This window comes from Brevundimonas albigilva, assembly GCF_023503965.1.
In the GTDB taxonomy this organism is placed as follows: domain Bacteria; phylum Pseudomonadota; class Alphaproteobacteria; order Caulobacterales; family Caulobacteraceae; genus Brevundimonas; species Brevundimonas albigilva.
Window position 1 is genome coordinate 3,177,793 of sequence record NZ_CP097298.1, and the last position, 17,026, is coordinate 3,194,818.

Below are 17,026 nucleotides of genomic sequence, written 5' to 3' on the forward strand. Positions count from 1 at the left end.
TCATGGGACCGTTAACTTGACAATGCGAGTCGGATAAGCTAGTGTCATGCGTGTGATCACGAGAGGGGCGCTTCAGGAGTATTGGGAGCGGCCGGGGCGCGAGGACGCCGAGGATCCTCTCAAGGCTTGGTACGCCGAAGCAAAGTCGGCTGCCTGGCGATCACCTGCAGACATCAAGGCCCGCTATCGCTCCGCGAGTTTCGTCAGCGATAACCGGGTGGTCTTCAATATTGGCGGCAACAAACATCGGCTTGTCGTCCACCTGAACTACGGGCTGGGGATCGTGTTGATCAAGTTCGTCGGATCCCATGCGGAATACGACGAAATCGACGCGGCAACCGTTGGCGGAAGAGGTCGGTCATGATGATGGTGAAGCCTGTTCGCACCGAGAGCGACTACGAAGCCAATCTCGCTCGCGTCGAAGAGCTGATCGACGCCGAGCCGGGTACGCCCGAAGGGGACGAGCTGGAGGTCCTGGCGACGCTCATCGAGCGCTATGAAAGCGATCGCTATCCGATCGCGCTGCCTACGCCTCTGGCGGCCATCCGCTTTCGCATGGAACAGAGCGAACTGACGGCGCGCGATCTGGAAAGCTACATCGGCTCGCGTTCACGCGTTTCCGAGGTGCTCAGTGGAGCCCGGCCGCTCTCAATCAGCATGATCCGCTCGTTGAATGAACATCTCGGGATACCGGCTGAGGTTCTGATCCGCGAAGAGCCGAAGGCTGGCGAAAAGGGCGGTTTCGAACTCGCCAAGCCGGCAGCCAAGCAGCTTGTCGCCTGGGGCCTCATGAACGCCAAGGAGTCGTTTGACGCGTTTCTGGCCAGAGCGGTCTGCGGTGCCGCGGCGCCAGCGATGCTCCGAAAAACGAGAACTGAGCGCACCAACGCGAAGACCGATTTCACTGCAGTGCATGCTTGGTGCGCGGCTGTTCTGTTGCTTTCGGAAAACGAGACAACGGCTGGGAACTTCGACGAGAATGCAATCCGGAAGTTTGAGGTCGTGCGGGAGCTTGCCAGGCTCAGCGTCCATAGCGACGGCCCGCAGCGCGCGAAGGCGATGCTGAACGACCTCGGGATCATCCTGGTTGTCCTGCCACATCTTCCTGGCACGCATTTGGACGGGGCCGCTTTAAGACGGCCGAGAGACGGCGTGCCGGTCATCGCGCTCACCCTACGCCGCGATCGGATCGACAATTTCTGGTTCACGCTTCTGCATGAACTCGCTCACGTCGCCTTCCACCTGACGGCCGATCGCACCTACATCCTGGATGACCTCGACATCAGCAGTTCCGAGGAATTCGAGAACGAGGCAGACAGGTTGGCCCGGGTGGCGCTCATTCCGGACGAAGAGTGGGACGCGTGGAGTCGCAAAGGCGCCTATGCGAGCCTTGCTGACGTTCAATCCTTTGCACGGCAGATGGGCGTGAATCCCGCAATCGTCGCCGGCCGCTGGCAGATGACGCACCGGGACTATCGCAAGTTTTCCAAAATGCTTGGGCACGGCACCGTCCGACCAAACTTTCCTGATGTCGTGCCGTCGGCAACCCGGTAAGAGCAACGGCCTGTGCGCCGTACCGGACCGAAGATCCGACACTGTCGAGAGGTCTGCTATTTGGGCAATCCGCGCAGGTCAGCTCATGGCGCACCACTAGGCCGCCCTGATATTGCCGCCCGGCGAAGTGGACCAGATTACGCGTGACGGGATATTGGTCTTGCACGGAAAACCGAAACCGGGTTCTCTCGCAACCGTGACGGGAAGGGGAGGTCTTGTTGCGCAGATCAACCCAGTTGGACCCCAACGGCGAGCGGGTCCTCGTCAGCAACGACTTCGGCGACTACGCGGTCCTAGATGCGGATACCCACGTCCGGCTGCTCAAGGGAGAGCTCACGCCCGGCGAGCCGAGGTTCAGGGATCTTGAGGGGCGAAGCCTGCTCGAAGATCACGGACCGGAGCAGTGGACCGATCTGGAGCGAGCGGCCCATGCGACTCGGAAATCGTTCCTGCTGGAGGGGCCCTCGCTCCACATCTTCGTCGTCACCCTGCGCTGCGATCACAGTTGCCAGTACTGTCAGGTCTCGCGCGCGGCGGTGGACGCCTCGGGTTTCGACATGTCGAGGCGGGACGCCGCCTCCGCCCTCGATCGGGTGTTCGAGTCGCCCTCGCCGGATCTGACGATCGAGTTCCAGGGAGGAGAGCCCGCCCTGCGGTTCGACCTCGTGAAGCAGATCGTCGAACAGGCCTTGCAGCGGACTGAGACCGTCGGGCGTCGCCTCAGCTTCTCGATGGTGTCGACGCTCCATCATCTGTCGGACGAGGACCTCCTATTCTGTCGCGATCACCAGATCCGGTTGTCGACCTCGATCGATGGGCCGCCGGACCTGCACGACCGCAATCGTCCCAATCCCACGCGGGACAGCTGGGCGCGGACGATCACCTCCCTGGAGCGTGCGAGGGCCGTGTTGGGCCCCGAAGGCGTCAGCGCCCTACCGACCCTGACACGCGCCGCCCTGTCGGATCCGATACGACTGATCGACCATTACCGGGCCCTCGGCTTCCCCTCGATCTTCCTTCGGCCAGTCAGTCCTTACGGTTTCGCGCTGAAGACGCGTCGGGCGATCGGGTACGACATGGCCGAGTTCGCCGTCTTCTATGAAGCGGCGCTCGACTACATCCTCGATCTGAATGCGCGGGGGGAGGCGTTCGAGGAGAGGGGCGGCACGCCGCGCGGATCGTCGAGTGTCTGGCGGAGGCGTTCGCATGGCGCGGCTGATGTCTTTCGTGTCGCTGACCGCCCTCGTCGCCCTGCCGGGCTGCGCGCCGGCCACGAATCCGGGAGCGGGGGCGTCGCCGGTCCCGTGGACGCCGCAGGCCGTCTCGACCGAGAACTACGAGTCCTCCCCGACATTCACGCCCGATGGACGGGAGATGTATTACGTGGCCGCCGACCGCAACTTCCGGAACTACCGGATCCTGCGGTCGACCTGTCAAGCCGGCGACTGGTCGTCGCCCCAGCCGGCGCCCTTCGGGCTTCCGCTTCCGGTGATCGAGGCCGACCCCTTCGTGACGCACGACGGCCGGCGTCTCTATTTTATCTCGTCGCGCCAGGCCCCGGACCGCGAGGACTTCGACATCTGGCATGTCGAGCGCGGGGCGGACGGGGCCTGGGGGCCGGCTGTCAGATTGCCCGAACCGGTGAACTCCGAACACGCCGAACTTCTGCCCAGGGTGACCGCCGACGGGACGCTCTATTTCGGTTCCGACCGGCCGGGCGGCTACGGTCAGAGCGACATCTACGCCGCGACCGAGGACCGCCCGGGCCAGTGGACGGTCCGCAACGTCGGGCCCCGGTCAGCACCGTGGCCAACGATTACGAGGCGGACGTCACCGGGGATGGGTCGTCCATGGTTCTGGTGTCGGACCGAGGCGCCAGATCGCACCTCTACCGCTTCGTGAAACGGAACGGCGCGTGGGTCGAGGTCGGGCGGGGGCCCGGCCGGGACGACGTGTTCCAGGTCGGACCGCTGCAGTCGCCTGGAGGCGACCGGCTTCTTTTCGCCCAAGCCGATCCGAGTCGATCAGGAGAACTCCACCTGTTCGATCTGCGATCAGACCCCGACCTCGCCTGGCCGCCATGCACGGCCTCCGCCGGAGACTGAAAATTCCGCGAGAACGAGGGAAAGCCGGCATCTGGCGAGCCGCTTCCGGACGGGCGGCGACCGGCCGCCGCCAGGCGGATCGCCGGCGGTGGGCGTCACGGACGGCGGGACCGGACCCTGCGCGGGCCGCCGGCTGTCAGGGCGTGGCCATCGAGGGCGAGGGCGAGGTCACTGGGGACGGGTGGAAAGTGGAGCCTTGCCGCGCCGCGGCGGTCTGTCCGGCGCTGGTTCGGCCGGCCTCGATCCGGGCGAGCTCCGACCGAAGTTCGGCGTTGAAGGTATCGGGCTCCTCGATTTGAACGAAATGACCCGCCCCTGGAGATCTTCCGGGCGCGGAAGCCGGGAACCAGCCTTTTTGCAGCGGTTTCATCGACCGGCATCATCTCGCCGATAATGGCGACGACCGGCATTCGCAGGGCCGAAGCCGTCGGCTTCGGGTCGTAGCGCATCAGCGCCTCCATGGACGGCACGGACACCGATGGGGGCGCGGTCGCCATGTCGTCGGCGATCCGGCGGGCGAGGGCGGGGTCGGACCGTTCGGTGAAAAACGTCTCGAGGACGAAGCCGCGAGTGGTTTCCATCGGCTGCCGTCGCAGCCCGGCCAGCAGCATCTCCGCCCCGGCCTCGTCGGTCGCCTGGCCGTCCAGGTCCTGCAGGCTGTCCACTCCAACAACGCCGATCACCCGCTCGGGGAGCAGACGAGCGGCCCCGAGGGCGGCGTAACCGCCCATGGAGTGGCCGATCAGGATAATGCGCCGGTGCGGCAGCGACCGGACCACTGCGGCGACGTCCTGACCATAGGCCGCCATCGACCACCTCCGCCGCTCCGCGCCCGACCGGCCGTGTCCCGCCAGGTCCACGGCGACCGTCGTGTATTGGTTCGAGAAGGCGGGGACCTGTGCGTCCCAGTAGCCGGAGTCGCAGGACCAGCCGTGGATGAACACCAGCGCCGTCTGGCCCGCGCCCGCGACGGCGAAGGCGATCTCGGTCCCATCCGCCGAGCGGACGGTGCGGGTCCCCGCCGGTGCATCGACCGTAGTTTTGCTGGACGGGCCGGCGCCCGGCTGCATCTCGCAACCGGCGAGGGATGCTCCGATCAGGAGTGCGCGGATCATCTGTTTCAGGCGCATTGACGGTCTTCCGGGGTTGGCGTTGGAACTGGTGATGGACCGGCCCGGGGCGCTTCGAACGCGCCGAAGGGTCGCTCGGAGGGTCGGGATTCGAAGATTGTCGACCACGAACAGGCCCGCGAGCGATTCGCCCGCGAGCGCCCGCCGGCCGGACGCGGGGTACCGCGCCTCCACGAAGGGAATCACCTCCGTCTCGAGAAAGCGTCGGAAGGCGGCCGCCCCGCCAGCCTCGGGAAACGCCGAGACATAGCGGGCGTCGGAGGCCGGAGGCGTCAGCTCGGCGCGTCGGTTGCGCGTCTGGACGCCGACAACGATCACGGGCTCGAAGGTCCAGCTGAGATCGCCCAGCTGCGCCAGTCCCGCGACGTGTTGGAAATCCTGGTCGAGTGCGCCGTCGAGGACATAGAGGACCGTGTAGCGTCGACCGTCCCTGGCTTGAGCGGCTGGCGTCCAGACGTTGACCTGGCGCGTGTCGCCCAGCACGGCCGAGGACAGCGTCCAAGAGGCGCCGATCACAATGGGCGCGGGGTCCGGCTGCCTTCGCCCTTGTCCGCCGCTCTCCGCGAAAGCGGACGAGACGGCGACGACGAGGGCGGCGCACCCAGACAAGAGGATATGTCGATGCATGAGGTTCCGACAGGTTGAGGATTGACTGGCGTTGGTATGGTGGTCAGCCATCTTTTCCGCACCTTGGCGACCTTGGGCCTCATGTACTTTCACGCAGCGGTCGCGCCAGGACGCCCGACGACTGTATTTTAAGGGCGCTGTTCGGTAGCCATTCGGCTAATTGACTTGACAGTAAAAGTTCGCCTCATCAGATAGCCGTATGGCTAACTCTCCGCATGCAGCGATCCTGTTCTCGGCCCTGGGTGATCGCACAAGGCTCGCGGTCGTCGAGCGACTGGTTCGGGGGCCGGCATCCGTCTCCGAACTGTCGGCGCCGTTCGACATGGCGGCTCCGTCCTTCCTCAAGCACCTGAGGGTGCTTGAGGAAGCCGGACTGGTCACAAGCGAGAAACGCGGACGGGTGCGCACCGTGCATCTTTCGCCCGACGCCCTCGACTGGGTCGAGAACTGGGTGACGCAGCACCGCCGTGGTTGGGCCCAACGCCTCGACGACCTCGGCCAGTTCTTGAAACAAGGAAACAACTGATGAGCACGACCGTCTCCCACGAGACCTTCTCGATTGAGCGGGTCTAGGTCGCGTCGATCATGACAGTCCGACGTTCGGTCTGGGCGCCGGACAGCCCCTCCATCATCCGGACGAAGACGCCCGCTTCGCTCCACCGCTTCCAGCGATTGTAGAGCGTCTTGTGCGGCCCATAGGCCGCCGGCGCATCCCGCCAGCGCAGACCGTTGCGGTTCACGAAAATGATCCCGCTCAACACCCGGCGGTCGTCAACGCGCGGCTTGCCGTGGCTCTTGGGGAAGAAGGGCTCCAGCCGAGCCATCTGCTCGTCCGTCAGCCAATACAGGTCACTCATGATCCAGACTCCTCAGGATCCTGAATCAGATCGCACGCCTCACATCAATGGGTCCTGAGCCTAGCATTTCAATCTCTATCGGCGTCTAATGGAGCTTCGCGACGACCAACAGATCATTGGAGGTCAAACGATGATTGCATCCGACAATGCGTTGATCGGGACGACGTCCCATCGGGTCGCCCAGCACATCCAGCACCGGATCGACGATGAAAGCCGTGAGACCGGTCAGACGCGACTGTCGTGGATGGCAGTCTCCCATGTGGACGAGTTCCGGGCCTCGCGATCGGCGACCCCGCGGCGCGACTGGAAGTCGGCAGTGCGACAGCCCCGCAACTTGTGGACCGCATGGCGCGGCGGCTGGGTTGAGCGTTCGCCGTCACCGAATCGTCGGCGGTCGCAGATCGTTGTGCCGACGAGAAAGACGCAAAAAATCATGCGAGAGTTAGATCCCCGACGAGCGGCGTTGAAGGAATACATCTTATCGGACCTATCAGTCGACGAGAGGCGTGTCCTTCTCGCACTTCTCGAGTGCATACGTGCGCAGCTTTCACGCTAGAGGGAGCAAATCGGTATGAAAAGGAAGACTGGATCTTCCCGAGCAATCGGCGCCGGATCTCCTGCAACGAGAGACACTGGACGAGCCCGATCTTGTGGCAGTTGGGTCCAAGGTGAAAAGAACGGAAGCGGTCGCTGCGTGACACTGTCACTGGCGCAGATGATCGGCGAACAACCCTGACTGGATAAAGAAACGGAGAAGACGAATGGCAAACGGAGCTTGCGATATTTGCGGTCGCCCGGCGACGGCGCGCGTGCGCGCGTCGGTGAACGGCAGGGTTCAGAACATGGAGCTGTGCGATCAGCACTACAGCGAAATGGCGCGCCGGTCGGGTCGCAGCGCCTCTCCCCTGGAGTCCCTGTTCGGACGGCGTTCCCTTCTTGACGAATTCTTCGGCGAGAGCGGTTTCGGCAGTCTCTTTGGTGACAGTCCGCAGCGAGGCGGCACGCTCGGCTCCATGGGTGACGGCGATGACGCTGCCGCCGACGCCACCTTCGGCGAGGGTGCGCCGCGGCGTGGGTCGCGGCGCGGCGGTGGACGCACCATCGCCGACCGGCTGAGCGAACAGGGCAACAAGCTGCTGCAGGAGGCCGCACAGAAGGCCGGGGAATTCGGGCGCAGCGAGGTCGATACTGAACATCTGCTTCTGGCATTGACCTCGTCTGACGTCGTCAAGACGATCCTGGAACAGTTCAAGGTCGATGTGGACGATCTGCGGCGCCAGATCGAGAAGGAAGCGAAGCGTGGAGAGGCCAAGGCGGAGGGCGAAATCGGCGTCAGTCCTCGCCTGAAGGACGCTTTGAACCGGGCCTTCATCGCCTCGAACGAACTCGGCCATTCCTATGTCGGTCCCGAGCACCTGCTGATCGGCCTTGCCGAGGAAGGTGAAGGGCTGGCCGCGTCGATCCTGCGCAAATACGGATTGACGCCGCAGGCGCTTCGCCAGCAGGTGACCAAGGTCGTGGGCAAGGGAGCCGAGGAGGGCCGCGTAGGGGCGCCTTCCAGCACGCCCGATCTCGACCAGTTCAGCCGTGACCTGACGAAGCTCGCCCGCGAGGGCAAGCTCGATCCTGTCATCGGCCGCGCCCGCGAGATCGAGACGACGATCGAAGTGCTGGCCCGCCGGAAAAAGAACAACCCGGTGCTGATCGGCGAGCCCGGCGTGGGCAAGACCGCCATCGTCGAGGGACTTGCACAACGGATCGTCGCGGGTGAAGTGCCCGAGGCGCTGCGCGACAAGCGGCTGGTCGAGCTCAACATCAACTCGATGGTGGCCGGGTCGAAGTATCGCGGCGAGTTCGAGGAGCGAGTCCAGAAGATCCTCAAGGAGATCACCGAGGAGAAGGACAGCCTGGTCCTGTTCATCGACGAGATCCACACCATCGTCGGCGCCGGCCAGGGCGGCGGCGAAGGTGGTCTCGACATCGCTAACACCTTCAAGCCGGCGCTGGCGCGGGGGAGCTGAACCTGATCGGTGCGACGACGCTCAACGAGTACCAGAAGTACATCGAGAAGGATGCGGCGCTCGAACGCCGCTTCCAGCCGGTCTATGTCGAGGAGCCCACGGTAGCTCAGGTCATCATGATCCTGCGCGGTCTGCGCGACACGCTGGAAGCGCACCACAAGGTGACGATCACCGACGAGGCCATCGTCGCGGCGGCCGAGCTTTCGGACCGCTACATCACTGGCCGCTTCATGCCTGACAAGGCGATCGACCTGATCGACCAGGCCGCCGCACGGGTGAAGATCAGCGCCACAGCGCGCCCCGTGGACGTCCAGGAGCTGGAGGCCGAGGTAGCGCAGATCAAGCGCGAGCAGGACTATGCCGCCGCCCGCAAGCAATTCGACCGAGCAGCGGAACTGAAGAAGGAGCTGGAGCAGAAGCAGAAGGAGCTGGACGAGCTTCTGGAAATCTGGAAGCGCGACCAGGCTTCGGCGACCGCCGAGGTGCGCGCCGATCATGTCGCGCAGATCGTCTCCAAGATCACCGGCGTTCCGGTCACGGAGCTGACCGCTGAGGAGAAGGACAAGCTCCTCAAGCTCGAGGAGAAGCTGCACGAGCGCGTCATCGGCCAGGAAGAAGCGATCCGCGCCGTGGCCGATGCGGTGCGCCTCGCGCGTGCGGGTCTGCGCGAAGATTCCGGTCCGACCGCGACCTTCCTGTTTCTCGGGCCAACCGGGGTTGGCAAGACGGAACTGGCCAAGACGCTCGCCGAGGTGATCTTCGGCGATCAGGATGCGATGATCCGTATCGACATGTCGGAGTATGGAGAGCGCCACTCGGTTGCCCGGTTGGTTGGCGCACCTCCGGGCTACGTCGGATACGACGAAGGCGGGCAGCTGACGGAGAAGGTGCGCCGTCGGCCCTACTCGGTCGTGCTCCTCGACGAGATCGAAAAGGCGCATCCCGATGTCTACAACATCCTGCTTCAGGTGTTCGACGATGGCCGCTTGACCGACGGCAAGGGCCGCGTGGTGGACTTCACCAACACCATCATCATCGCAACCTCGAACCTCGGTTCGGATATCATTCAGCGCAACCTCACGAAACGCGGCAGCAGTGAGTTCGACGAGGCCAAGCAGAAATCCGAACTGATGGAGGTGTTGCGGGGTCATTTCCGGCCAGAGTTCATCAACCGGATCGACGAGATCATCGTCTTCCATTCGCTGAACCAGTCGGAGATCCGCCAGATCGTCGAGTTGCAGCTTAACCGGGTGAAGCGGACCGCCCTTACCCAGGGCGTCGAACTCGAATTCGATGTGAGCGTCGTGGATCACTTCGGCGCGGTCGGCTTCCGTCCCGAATTCGGTGCCCGCGAGCTGCGCCGGCTGATCCGGTCGGAGTTGGAGACCGAGTTGGCTCGCGAACTGCTCTCGGGGCGGATCGAGGATGGCGACAAGGTCCGCGTCGCTTGGTCAGCGGACCAACAGAAGATCGTGTTCGAAAAGATCGCAAGAGACACCGGTGACGACAGCCCGGACGATCCGGCCCAGGCCGGGATCGGCGAGTCCAGCGCAGTTGCCGAAAACAAGGCGGACGCTCCGACGCCCGATGTCCCAGTCGACGCCAATGACAAGGAGCAGTCCAAGGGCGATAAGTCTACCGGATGACGTCGTGAAGGACTGGCCGGCGCGATGACGGTCGCGCCGGCTCATTTCGTCAAAAAGCGACAAGCAAGGTCATACGGCATGGAAGTCATCAGAGCATTTCGCAATCTCGACCGGCACGGCCAACAGCGCGCGCCTGAGGTCATCGAGGAAGAGGTGCGGCAACTTGAACCGCATCTTGTACGCTTCCGCGAGGATCTCGTCCGGCTCGAAGTCGTCGCCTCCCAGACGAGCGGCAAGACGCGCATCCAGGTCAGCCTGCGCCTGCAACTGCCCTCGGGCGTGATCGCGGCGCAGGAAGAGGGGTTCGAGATCGAGCCTGTCCTGCGCAAGGCCTTTGCCGACCTGCGCCACCAGGTCGATCGGCATGTGGCGCGCCTCAAGCACGAGCCGGAGTACAAGCGTCCCGCCCGCCGGCGCCGGATCGGCGCCCCCTGCCGCCCGCGCGGCATGCGGCGGAAGCCGACCGCCGCGCCTTCTTCTTCGACCTGATCGAGGATCATCTCGATACGGTCTATAACACCGTCAGGCGCGAGTTGACCTATCTCGAGTGTAGCGGGTCTGTGCCGGCTGGCTACCTGAGCGTTGGCGATATCGTCGACGCGACGATCCTCAACGGGCTCAACCGCTTCGAGCGGCGGCCGACCGAATTCTCCGTCCGGGACTGCCTGACGCAGCTGGCCTTCGAGACCGTCGAGGCCGAGGCGCAGGCTGCGCGCCGGGCGGTGCCCGAAGGTGCCGCATCGATCGAGGCGGAGCCCGAGGCCCCGGCCGAGGATCCGACCGTGGCGGACCAGGATATGTTCGAGTTTTACCAGCCAGACGACGTGTTGAGGCTGGAGGAACTCATCGCCGACGACGGCGGCACGGATCCTGAGACCGAAATGAGCCGTCATGATATCGCCGTGACGCTGCACCGGGCAATCGCCGATCTTCCGTCGGTAGAACGCCGCGTCCTCTATCGGCTCCACCTAGACCACGCCACGCTTGCGGAGACGGCGGACCTCCTCGGCCTTTCCGAAGCAGAGGTCGAAGAAATCGCCGAGAAGGCGGGCGAGACACTGCGCAGCAAGCTTGTCGAGGCGGGGTTGATCAGCGAGGCACCGGGGCGCGCGCCCATCGAACGGGAAATTGCCCTGACGCAGCGCCTGCCCCAGCCAGTCGAGGACCGGCGCCGCGTGGCTGCCGCGCTCTCCGGCGCGGAGACCAACGCAGAAAACTGAGTTGAAACAGGAACAGGAGATGGACCAATGAGAACAGCCTCTGAAAACCCGACCGACAAGATGCAAGACATGCTGTGCAGCCTGTCCCGGAATTGGTGGGCATTCGTGTTGCGCGGCGTGCTCGCATTGATCATCGCGGTGCTGGCCTTCGTCATGCCTGCGGAATCGCTTCTGGCGCTCACGCTGGTCTTCGGCGCGTTCGCCTTTGCCGACGGCGTGTTCGGCCTCGTCGCCGCGATACGTAACATCCGCAAGGGCGAACGCTGGGGCTGGCTGATGTTCAGCGGCCTCCTGGGGATCGCCACCGGCGTCGTCGTGGTTGTCTCGCCCTTCGTTGCCACACTCGTCCTAGCGACGTTCCTTTGGGCCAGTATTGCCTTCTGGTCCGTGTTCTCGGGTGCCCTCGAGATCGCGGCAGCGATCCGCCTGCGAAAGGAAATCAACGGCGAAATCTGGCTGATCCTGAGCGGCCTTCTCTCGGTCGTTCTCGGTGTCGTCGTGACCTGGATGCTGCTGACGCGCCCGGTCGAAAGCTTCCTCGCGCTCGGCTGGCTGATCGGCTTCTACGCCGCGGTCTTCGGGGTGATGATGATCCTCCTCGGACTACGGCTTCGCAAGGCGGATCGTTCGGACGGTGCGGCCTTCGCTGATGCTCCCCATCGGCAAAGGCGTGAGGTGCCCTGTGGTGGATGACGGGCGACTTGCCGGCGAGGAGCACGATTTCACCCGATGGGACGAAACGATCTTCGACCGTTGCCTGAGCACCGGCTTCAATCCGTTCGGCAGCGGTCCGACGCCAATCTTCCTGCGGCACCGGAACGCAGAGGCGCCGGACGCCGATGCAAAGCCGTGCATGCCACCTGACACCAAAATGCGAGGTGCTGATGTCGAACCGCCTGCCTGACTTGGCATTTGCTGCTGCGGCCGCTGCCTTGGGCATCGGCATCGTTCTCGTTTTTCGTTCGATGTATCTTGCCGAAGACATACTGCCTTTCGCGCAGGAGATGACGCTCATCTTCCTCGGCGCTGTCGTGACGATCATTCTGACCGCGGCGCTTCTCAATCGCCAGACCGATCTCGAGCTTCGCAAGGAAGGAAGGGTCATCATCCTCCAGCAGCAATGCGACATTTACATGGCCTGTATCGAGAAGGTCGCAGAGATCGTGGAAACCGCAAAGCACGATGCTAAGCTGATCGATCAACTGCGTGTTCTCAGCCACAAGCTGGCTGTGGTCGCGAGTGCAGGGGTCGTGTCCAGCTTCGAGCAGGTACTGGAGAGCTTGCAGTCCGGTTTTGCTGACGGCTCGCTCTCGGACGGGACGGAGAGGGCGTGATGAATGCCGTCGCCGATCTCACGATAGCGATGCGGTCGGACGTCCTGCACGCTGCTGCCTTTCCTTCGCAGAACACCGAACGCGCCGTTCGCCTGAATTCGAGGCGAATGGAAAAACTCGACGATCTCGAACGTCACCTTCTCGTATCCACCGACACCCGGGAGAACTGATATGCGCGGCCATAATCCCCCACCATTCCCGCCGAAAATTCCCGGAACCGATCTGCCATCCTGGGACGTGCCGACGGCAATCATCTACCGTCCTGCCCGTTCCGCGATGACATCGGCGCCTCGGCCCAAGTACTGGGTCCTCGAGTTCGAGCCGTCCCGGCCGCCGCAGGTCGAGCCGCTGATGGGATATACCTCCAGCAACGATCCGTATCGTTCGATCCGGCTGAAATTTCCCGACCGCGAAAGCGCCGTGAAATTCGCGGAGCAGCAGGACTGGCGCTATTTCGTGCGTGAGGACGTGGCTCATCGGCATGCGCCTGACCGCTGGCGGGGAGAGGAGCGGCATCGCCTCTACAAGGGAGCCGACGCCCCGAACGCCTTTCGCATACCGTCGCGCCTGGATCGGGGTCGCACGGACCACCGACTCCGGCGCGCAGTCGATCAGGAAGGCTCGGTGGACCTGCCGTCGCAAGAACAGGCGGAATTCGATCCAGTTTTCGAAGCCAGTCTTGAATCCTTCCCGGCCTCCGATCCCCAGCCTGGACGGGCGGGACGATCGCCGGGAAAAAATAACGAACGCAATGGCCAGCTCGAGCGAGGAACTGCCGCTTGTTTCCTCACCTTGACAGCGTCGCGAGCCGCTATTGGCCTTCTCTGCGCCATGCGATCAGGAGAAGAACATGCATGGAGTGACCGGATTTGCCGAAAGCGCGGCCTTGTTGGTCTTTGCCGCGTTCGTGCTCGTGACGATATGTTCACGGATCGGCGTGCCCAGCATTGTCGGTTACATTCTTGCCGGTATCGTCATTGGACCCGCCGGCCTCGACCTGATTGCCGAAAACGCTGCCCTTAGCAGCATTGGCGAGATCGGAGTGGTGCTGCTGCTGTTCGCGCTCGGCCTGGAATTCTCATTCGAGAAGCTCGTAAGGCTCAGGAAGCATGTCTTCGGTCTTGGAGCCGTGCAGGTTGCAGTCACGACGATAACGGTGTCGTTGATAGCGAGTCTGATCTTCGATCTCGCGCCCGTCCCCGCAATCCTCATCGGCGGGGCCGTTGCCATGTCATCCACGGCCATGTGCCTCAAGGTGCTCGCAAGCGCGAACGCTCTGGGATCGGCCCAAGGACGCCTGGCCATTGCGGTGCTTCTGTTTCAAGACTTGGCAGCTGTCGCATTCCTGCTTCTGCACGATCGATGAGTGGAGCCGCCGAAGGGTATGGCGTGATAACGGTCGTCGCCAGTGCAACGGCATTGGTTGCAGCTCTCTTCATTGCCCGTGGCCCGTTGCAGTTGCTGGCCCGTTGGGTAGCGTCGCGTGGCGATCCGGAACTTGCCCAGCTTCTCGCCCTCACCATTGTACTAGGGGCTGCGAATGTCGCGGCCACCTCCGGTCTTTCTCCAGCGCTCGCTGCATTCGCGGCCGGGATGATCATCGGCGAGGGTGACGCGCGCCATGCTGTCGAGAACGAGATCCGGCCTTTCCGCGATTTTTTTGTGGGGATTTTCTTTGTCGGCATCGGAACGCAATTGCCACTTTGGATCATCCCGTATGCGTGGCCAGTCGTGCTGAGCTGGCTCGCGATCATTTTTGCGGGCAAGGCGCTGATCGTTTTGGTTGTCGCCCGAATATTCGGCGAGTCGCTTCAGACCTCATGGCGGACTGGGATAATCCTGGCCCACGGAGGAGAATTCAGCCTGATGCTGCTGTCGGTTTCCTCGTCATCGGGCATTGTTGCGGAGGAATTCGCTGGTCCATTACTCCTCGCGATTGGCATGAGCATGCTGGCCGGGAGTGTTATGGTCAGATGGGCAGGACTGAAGGTTTAGTGGGGTCGACATCAAAATAACTATATTTCTCAGATTACTGACAGCACGCCATGTCCGGTTCGGCAAGGGCGATCGCGCTCCAGATCACCGTGGTCTGGTCCTTCTGCCGAACCACGGTCATGCGCCGCGGAAACCGACCCAGCGGCATGACGATCTCGCCGGGGACACTTAGAACGCCCTCGGCGATCTCTTCGACGTCGCCATGAGGACCGACGGTCCATTCCTCATTGAACTTCGTCACCTGCGTCTCGCGCTCCTGGCCGTGGACGGGTCGGTCGTCGCCACTGTTCCGCGCGCCTCCCAACCGACGCGACCAACAACTTCGGCCCGGCGCGCCCGGGCCCGGACGACTTGGGGGTCCAATCCCGCCGGGTGATCACGCCGGTTTGTCAGGATGGGTTTGGGTGCCGGCCGGCATACCGTCCACCTGCTGATAGGGATCGTCAGTTTCCTCGATCGAAAGGATGCTCTCCAACGGCGTCATCAGCGCGACGGCGGCATCGCCGGCCTGGACGTCCGTCTTTGACGGCACGCGGAGAATCCGGGGCGTTCCACCTTCCTGGCCGACAGTGACCTTGTAAATCCGCATGGCGATCTCCGATTGATGGACGAAGGTTCAGGCGATCCCGGCTCCGCCGGTGACGCCGTAGACCTCGCCCGTGATGTAGCTCGCCTCCTGGGATGCGAGCAGGACATAGACCGGCGCAATTTCCACCGGCTGGCCCGGACGGCCGAATTCGCTCTGTTCGCCGAACTTGGCGACCTTCTCCTGCGGCTGCCCGCCTGAAGGCTGTAGCGCGGTCCAGAACGGGCCGGGCGCGACGACATTGGCGCGGACGCCTTTCTCGATGAGCTGTTTCGCCAACGCCTTGGTGTAGGCGACGATGCCAGCCTTGGTCGTCGCGTAGTCAAGCAGGATCGCGGACGGCTCATAGGCCTGGACGGAGGCTGTGGTGATGACGGCCGCGCCGGGCTTGAGATGAGGTGTTGCAGCTCTGACGATCCAGTGCAGGGCGTACAGATTGGTTTTCATCGTGAGATCGAAGTCGGCGTTCGAGACCCCCGATACATCGTTCCGGTACTGCTGGTGTCCCGCATTGACCACCAGGATATCGAGACCGCCCAGCTCGTTGACGGCGCGGGCGACCAGCTCTTCGCACCAGGCCTCATCCGTGACGTCTCCTGGCAAGGCGACCGCCTTGCGTCCCTCCGCCTCGATCAGGGCGATGACCTCCTTGGCGTCGCTCTCTTCGGAAGGCAGGTACGAAATCGCCACGTCGGCGCCTTCCCGGGAATAGGCGATAGCGGCGGCGCGCCCGATCCCGGAATCTCCGCCGGTCACCAGCGCCTTGCGTCCGGTCAGTCGATCGCAGCCCGAATAGGAGGTTTCCCCGTGATCAGGCCGGGGCTCCATCCGCCGGGCGAGGCCGGGTTCGGGTTGCGGCTGCTGGGGGAAGGGCGGCTTGGGGTATTGCTCGCGGGGATCCTGCATCTTCAAACGATCGGCCATCATAGCTCTCCGGCTCATCTGAAATCACAACACGGCCTGCGCGCGCGCGTTCCTTGGCCGAGGGATGTCGAATGGAGCCCAGCCGAAAGTGCTGAATCAGCCCTGCCGTGCAGACCGTCATAAATCTGGAGACATCCTCGGCCGTTGTAGAGTGGCGTCCGAACCCGCGTGATGATCATGGACGAGGTCTATGCGTCGCCGGCGGCCGTGGAATTGCCTGACAGCTCGCATCAGACGTCCGTGCGGGTTGAGGCCGATCGCGTCAGTTGCCAAGCCGTATCCCAGAAGAGCGCCTCGGCGCTCCAGCCGCTTGATCCAGAGTTCGCCGACCTCACGGGCATCGGGCGGCGGCGCGGCCGAGGCTTCACGAATGCTCCCGTGCGCCCGAGTTGGCTGGGGCCGGTCCTGCAACACCGCGTAGTCGGGCGTCGGGACGTCGGTCTGACTCGCGTAGGCGGCCCCGAATTCTTTGAAGGCTTTCCCGTGCGGTCGGCGAACAGCCGACGATGAAGAGCGACAGAGGGATCAGCTTGAGCACTCTGTGACCCGCACTCGTGGCGATCATGCCGGAGTTCCTCCAGATCGGGTGAGGAGGCGACCTTGAGGGCAAGGCCGCCTCGTTCGCCGCTAGTCGCGCAGGCTGGCAGGAACCTGGCCGCCGTTTTCCGCGAGCTTGCGCCAGACCGCCTTTGACAGGGCGATATTCTGCTCCGCCGAGCCGGGCGCGCCGGCGTGGACGCCAAGTTCCTCGGCGAGTTCCTTGCGGTTCTCGAGACTGGAGTCCAGATCGAGCAGTTTGAGAAGATCGACGATCGAAGTGCGCCAGTTGCCCCCGCCGCCCTTGCTCGCCGCGATCTGTTCGAGCACCTGCTCCACGTCCACCGGCTGTGGCGTGAACGTGGGGGCCGCCGCAGTCGGGACGGGGGAAGCGGTCGCGGGCCCGGGCTGCGTGGGGTGCCCGGCGGACGGGGCCGGGGCGGGCTTATGGCCAGTGATCTTGTTCCAGATTTTTCCGAAGAGGCTCATT

General features: G+C 63.8%; 18 protein-coding genes and 3 pseudogenes. 15 read left to right on the plus strand and 6 right to left on the minus strand.

The window, feature by feature from the left end; translation table 11 throughout:
• The first annotated feature begins 46 nt into the window (after window positions 1-46).
• The 4 genes and pseudogenes from MU852_RS16915 to MU852_RS16930 all read left to right on the plus strand — a co-directional run bounded on the left by MU852_RS16915 (window position 47) and on the right by MU852_RS16930 (window position 3,456).
• Window positions 47-364 carry a type II toxin-antitoxin system HigB family toxin gene (locus MU852_RS16915; protein ID WP_249750525.1) on the plus strand — a complete coding sequence of 106 codons (318 nt, stop codon included), beginning with the start codon at window positions 47-49 and terminating at the stop codon, window positions 362-364.
• Entirely contained in the window at window positions 361-1,554 is a 1,194-nt protein-coding gene (locus MU852_RS16920) for an ImmA/IrrE family metallo-endopeptidase (protein ID WP_249750526.1), read from the plus strand. Before MU852_RS16915 ends, MU852_RS16920 begins: the two co-directional genes overlap by 4 nt.
• A 236-nt stretch (window positions 1,555-1,790) precedes the next feature.
• A pseudogene (locus MU852_RS16925) lies at window positions 1,791-2,387 on the plus strand (radical SAM protein); the annotation flags it as partial.
• Window positions 2,388-2,772: 385 nt separating this feature from the next.
• Window positions 2,773-3,456, plus strand: a complete 684-nt coding sequence (locus tag MU852_RS16930; protein ID WP_249752006.1) for a TolB family protein — start codon at window positions 2,773-2,775, stop codon at window positions 3,454-3,456.
• A gap of 298 nt (window positions 3,457-3,754) precedes the next feature.
• Here MU852_RS16930 and MU852_RS16935 read toward each other — a convergent pair whose 3' ends face one another.
• Window positions 3,755-5,272, minus strand: coding sequence for an alpha/beta hydrolase (locus MU852_RS16935; RefSeq protein ID WP_249750527.1), 1,518 nt, complete (start codon window positions 5,270-5,272; stop codon window positions 3,755-3,757).
• A 343-nt stretch (window positions 5,273-5,615) separates the two neighbouring features.
• On the opposite strand from MU852_RS16935, the gene MU852_RS16940 reads away from it, so the two are divergent.
• Window positions 5,616-5,942 carry an ArsR/SmtB family transcription factor gene (locus MU852_RS16940; RefSeq protein ID WP_249750528.1) on the plus strand — a complete coding sequence of 109 codons (327 nt, stop codon included), beginning with the start codon at window positions 5,616-5,618 and terminating at the stop codon, window positions 5,940-5,942.
• 46 nt (window positions 5,943-5,988) lie between these two features.
• Here the strand turns inward: MU852_RS16940 and MU852_RS16945 are convergent.
• Window positions 5,989-6,273 (minus strand): annotated as a pseudogene (locus tag MU852_RS16945) (transposase); the annotation flags it as partial.
• Window positions 6,274-7,082: 809 nt separating this feature from the next.
• On the opposite strand from MU852_RS16945, the gene MU852_RS18335 reads away from it, so the two are divergent.
• From MU852_RS18335 to MU852_RS17625, 10 genes and pseudogenes are all read left to right on the plus strand, one after another.
• Window positions 7,083-8,294 carry a Clp protease N-terminal domain-containing protein gene (locus tag MU852_RS18335; RefSeq protein WP_249750529.1) on the plus strand — a complete coding sequence of 404 codons (1,212 nt, stop codon included), beginning with the start codon at window positions 7,083-7,085 and terminating at the stop codon, window positions 8,292-8,294.
• Window positions 8,295-8,410: 116 nt separating this feature from the next.
• Window positions 8,411-9,940: an AAA family ATPase gene (locus tag MU852_RS18340; protein ID WP_249750530.1), complete on the plus strand. Its 1,530-nt coding sequence runs from the start codon at window positions 8,411-8,413 to the stop codon at window positions 9,938-9,940.
• Between the two features lie 78 nt (window positions 9,941-10,018).
• On the plus strand, window positions 10,019-10,429 hold the full coding sequence (locus MU852_RS16960; RefSeq protein ID WP_249750531.1) for an HPF/RaiA family ribosome-associated protein: 411 nt from the start codon (window positions 10,019-10,021) through the stop codon (window positions 10,427-10,429).
• A gap of 44 nt (window positions 10,430-10,473) precedes the next feature.
• A complete protein-coding gene (locus MU852_RS16965) occupies window positions 10,474-11,160 on the plus strand; it encodes an RNA polymerase sigma factor (RefSeq protein WP_249750532.1) in 687 nt (228 codons plus the stop codon).
• A 69-nt stretch (window positions 11,161-11,229) separates the two neighbouring features.
• A complete protein-coding gene (locus MU852_RS16970; protein ID WP_283843699.1) occupies window positions 11,230-11,853 on the plus strand; it encodes an HdeD family acid-resistance protein in 624 nt (207 codons plus the stop codon).
• Between the two features lie 191 nt (window positions 11,854-12,044).
• On the plus strand, window positions 12,045-12,494 hold the full coding sequence (locus MU852_RS16975) for a hypothetical protein (protein WP_249750534.1): 450 nt from the start codon (window positions 12,045-12,047) through the stop codon (window positions 12,492-12,494).
• On the plus strand, window positions 12,491-12,664 hold the full coding sequence (locus MU852_RS16980; RefSeq protein WP_249750535.1) for a hypothetical protein: 174 nt from the start codon (window positions 12,491-12,493) through the stop codon (window positions 12,662-12,664). Before MU852_RS16975 ends, MU852_RS16980 begins: the two co-directional genes overlap by 4 nt.
• Before the next feature lies 1 nt (window position 12,665).
• Window positions 12,666-12,968: pseudogene (locus tag MU852_RS17615) on the plus strand (NADH dehydrogenase ubiquinone Fe-S protein 4); the annotation flags it as partial.
• Window positions 12,969-13,344: 376 nt separating this feature from the next.
• Window positions 13,345-13,860, plus strand: coding sequence for a cation:proton antiporter domain-containing protein (locus MU852_RS17620; protein ID WP_283843700.1), 516 nt, complete (start codon window positions 13,345-13,347; stop codon window positions 13,858-13,860).
• A 23-nt stretch (window positions 13,861-13,883) separates the two neighbouring features.
• Window positions 13,884-14,489 carry a cation:proton antiporter gene (locus MU852_RS17625; protein WP_283843701.1) on the plus strand — a complete coding sequence of 202 codons (606 nt, stop codon included), beginning with the start codon at window positions 13,884-13,886 and terminating at the stop codon, window positions 14,487-14,489.
• Window positions 14,490-14,523: 34 nt separating this feature from the next.
• Here the strand turns inward: MU852_RS17625 and MU852_RS16995 are convergent, their stop codons facing one another.
• The 4 genes from MU852_RS16995 to MU852_RS17010 form a co-directional block, all read right to left on the minus strand.
• Window positions 14,524-14,730, minus strand: a complete 207-nt coding sequence (locus tag MU852_RS16995) for a hypothetical protein (protein ID WP_249750536.1) — start codon at window positions 14,728-14,730, stop codon at window positions 14,524-14,526.
• A gap of 135 nt (window positions 14,731-14,865) precedes the next feature.
• Window positions 14,866-15,078: a hypothetical protein gene (locus MU852_RS17000; RefSeq protein ID WP_249750537.1), complete on the minus strand. Its 213-nt coding sequence runs from the start codon at window positions 15,076-15,078 to the stop codon at window positions 14,866-14,868.
• A 27-nt stretch (window positions 15,079-15,105) separates the two neighbouring features.
• Window positions 15,106-15,999 (minus strand): SDR family oxidoreductase, encoded by an 894-nt coding sequence (locus MU852_RS17005; protein ID WP_249750538.1) that lies wholly within the window; start codon window positions 15,997-15,999, stop codon window positions 15,106-15,108.
• 627 nt (window positions 16,000-16,626) lie between these two features.
• Window positions 16,627-17,025 carry a DUF3597 domain-containing protein gene (locus tag MU852_RS17010; RefSeq protein ID WP_249750539.1) on the minus strand — a complete coding sequence of 133 codons (399 nt, stop codon included), beginning with the start codon at window positions 17,023-17,025 and terminating at the stop codon, window positions 16,627-16,629.
• Between the last annotated feature and the right edge of the window lies 1 nt (window position 17,026).

Excerpts from the sequence above, each read along its gene's own strand:
- MU852_RS17620 (WP_283843700.1), top strand. The coding sequence starts at position 13,345 with ATGCATGGAGTGACCGGATTTGCCGAAAGCGCGGCCTTGTTGGTCTTT.
- MU852_RS17005 (WP_249750538.1), bottom strand. The coding sequence starts at position 15,999 with ATGGCCGATCGTTTGAAGATGCAGGATCCCCGCGAGCAATACCCCAAG.
- MU852_RS16975 (WP_249750534.1), top strand. The coding sequence starts at position 12,045 with ATGTCGAACCGCCTGCCTGACTTGGCATTTGCTGCTGCGGCCGCTGCC.
- MU852_RS16930 (WP_249752006.1), top strand. The coding sequence starts at position 2,773 with ATGTCTTTCGTGTCGCTGACCGCCCTCGTCGCCCTGCCGGGCTGCGCG.
- MU852_RS16970 (WP_283843699.1), top strand. The coding sequence starts at position 11,230 with ATGCTGTGCAGCCTGTCCCGGAATTGGTGGGCATTCGTGTTGCGCGGC.
- MU852_RS16960 (WP_249750531.1), top strand. The coding sequence starts at position 10,019 with ATGGAAGTCATCAGAGCATTTCGCAATCTCGACCGGCACGGCCAACAG.
- MU852_RS18340 (WP_249750530.1), top strand. The coding sequence starts at position 8,411 with ATGATCCTGCGCGGTCTGCGCGACACGCTGGAAGCGCACCACAAGGTG.
- MU852_RS17010 (WP_249750539.1), bottom strand. The coding sequence starts at position 17,025 with ATGAGCCTCTTCGGAAAAATCTGGAACAAGATCACTGGCCATAAGCCC.
- MU852_RS16920 (WP_249750526.1), top strand. The coding sequence starts at position 361 with ATGATGATGGTGAAGCCTGTTCGCACCGAGAGCGACTACGAAGCCAAT.
- MU852_RS17000 (WP_249750537.1), bottom strand. The coding sequence starts at position 15,078 with ATGCGGATTTACAAGGTCACTGTCGGCCAGGAAGGTGGAACGCCCCGG.
- MU852_RS16940 (WP_249750528.1), top strand. The coding sequence starts at position 5,616 with ATGGCTAACTCTCCGCATGCAGCGATCCTGTTCTCGGCCCTGGGTGAT.
- MU852_RS16915 (WP_249750525.1), top strand. The coding sequence starts at position 47 with ATGCGTGTGATCACGAGAGGGGCGCTTCAGGAGTATTGGGAGCGGCCG.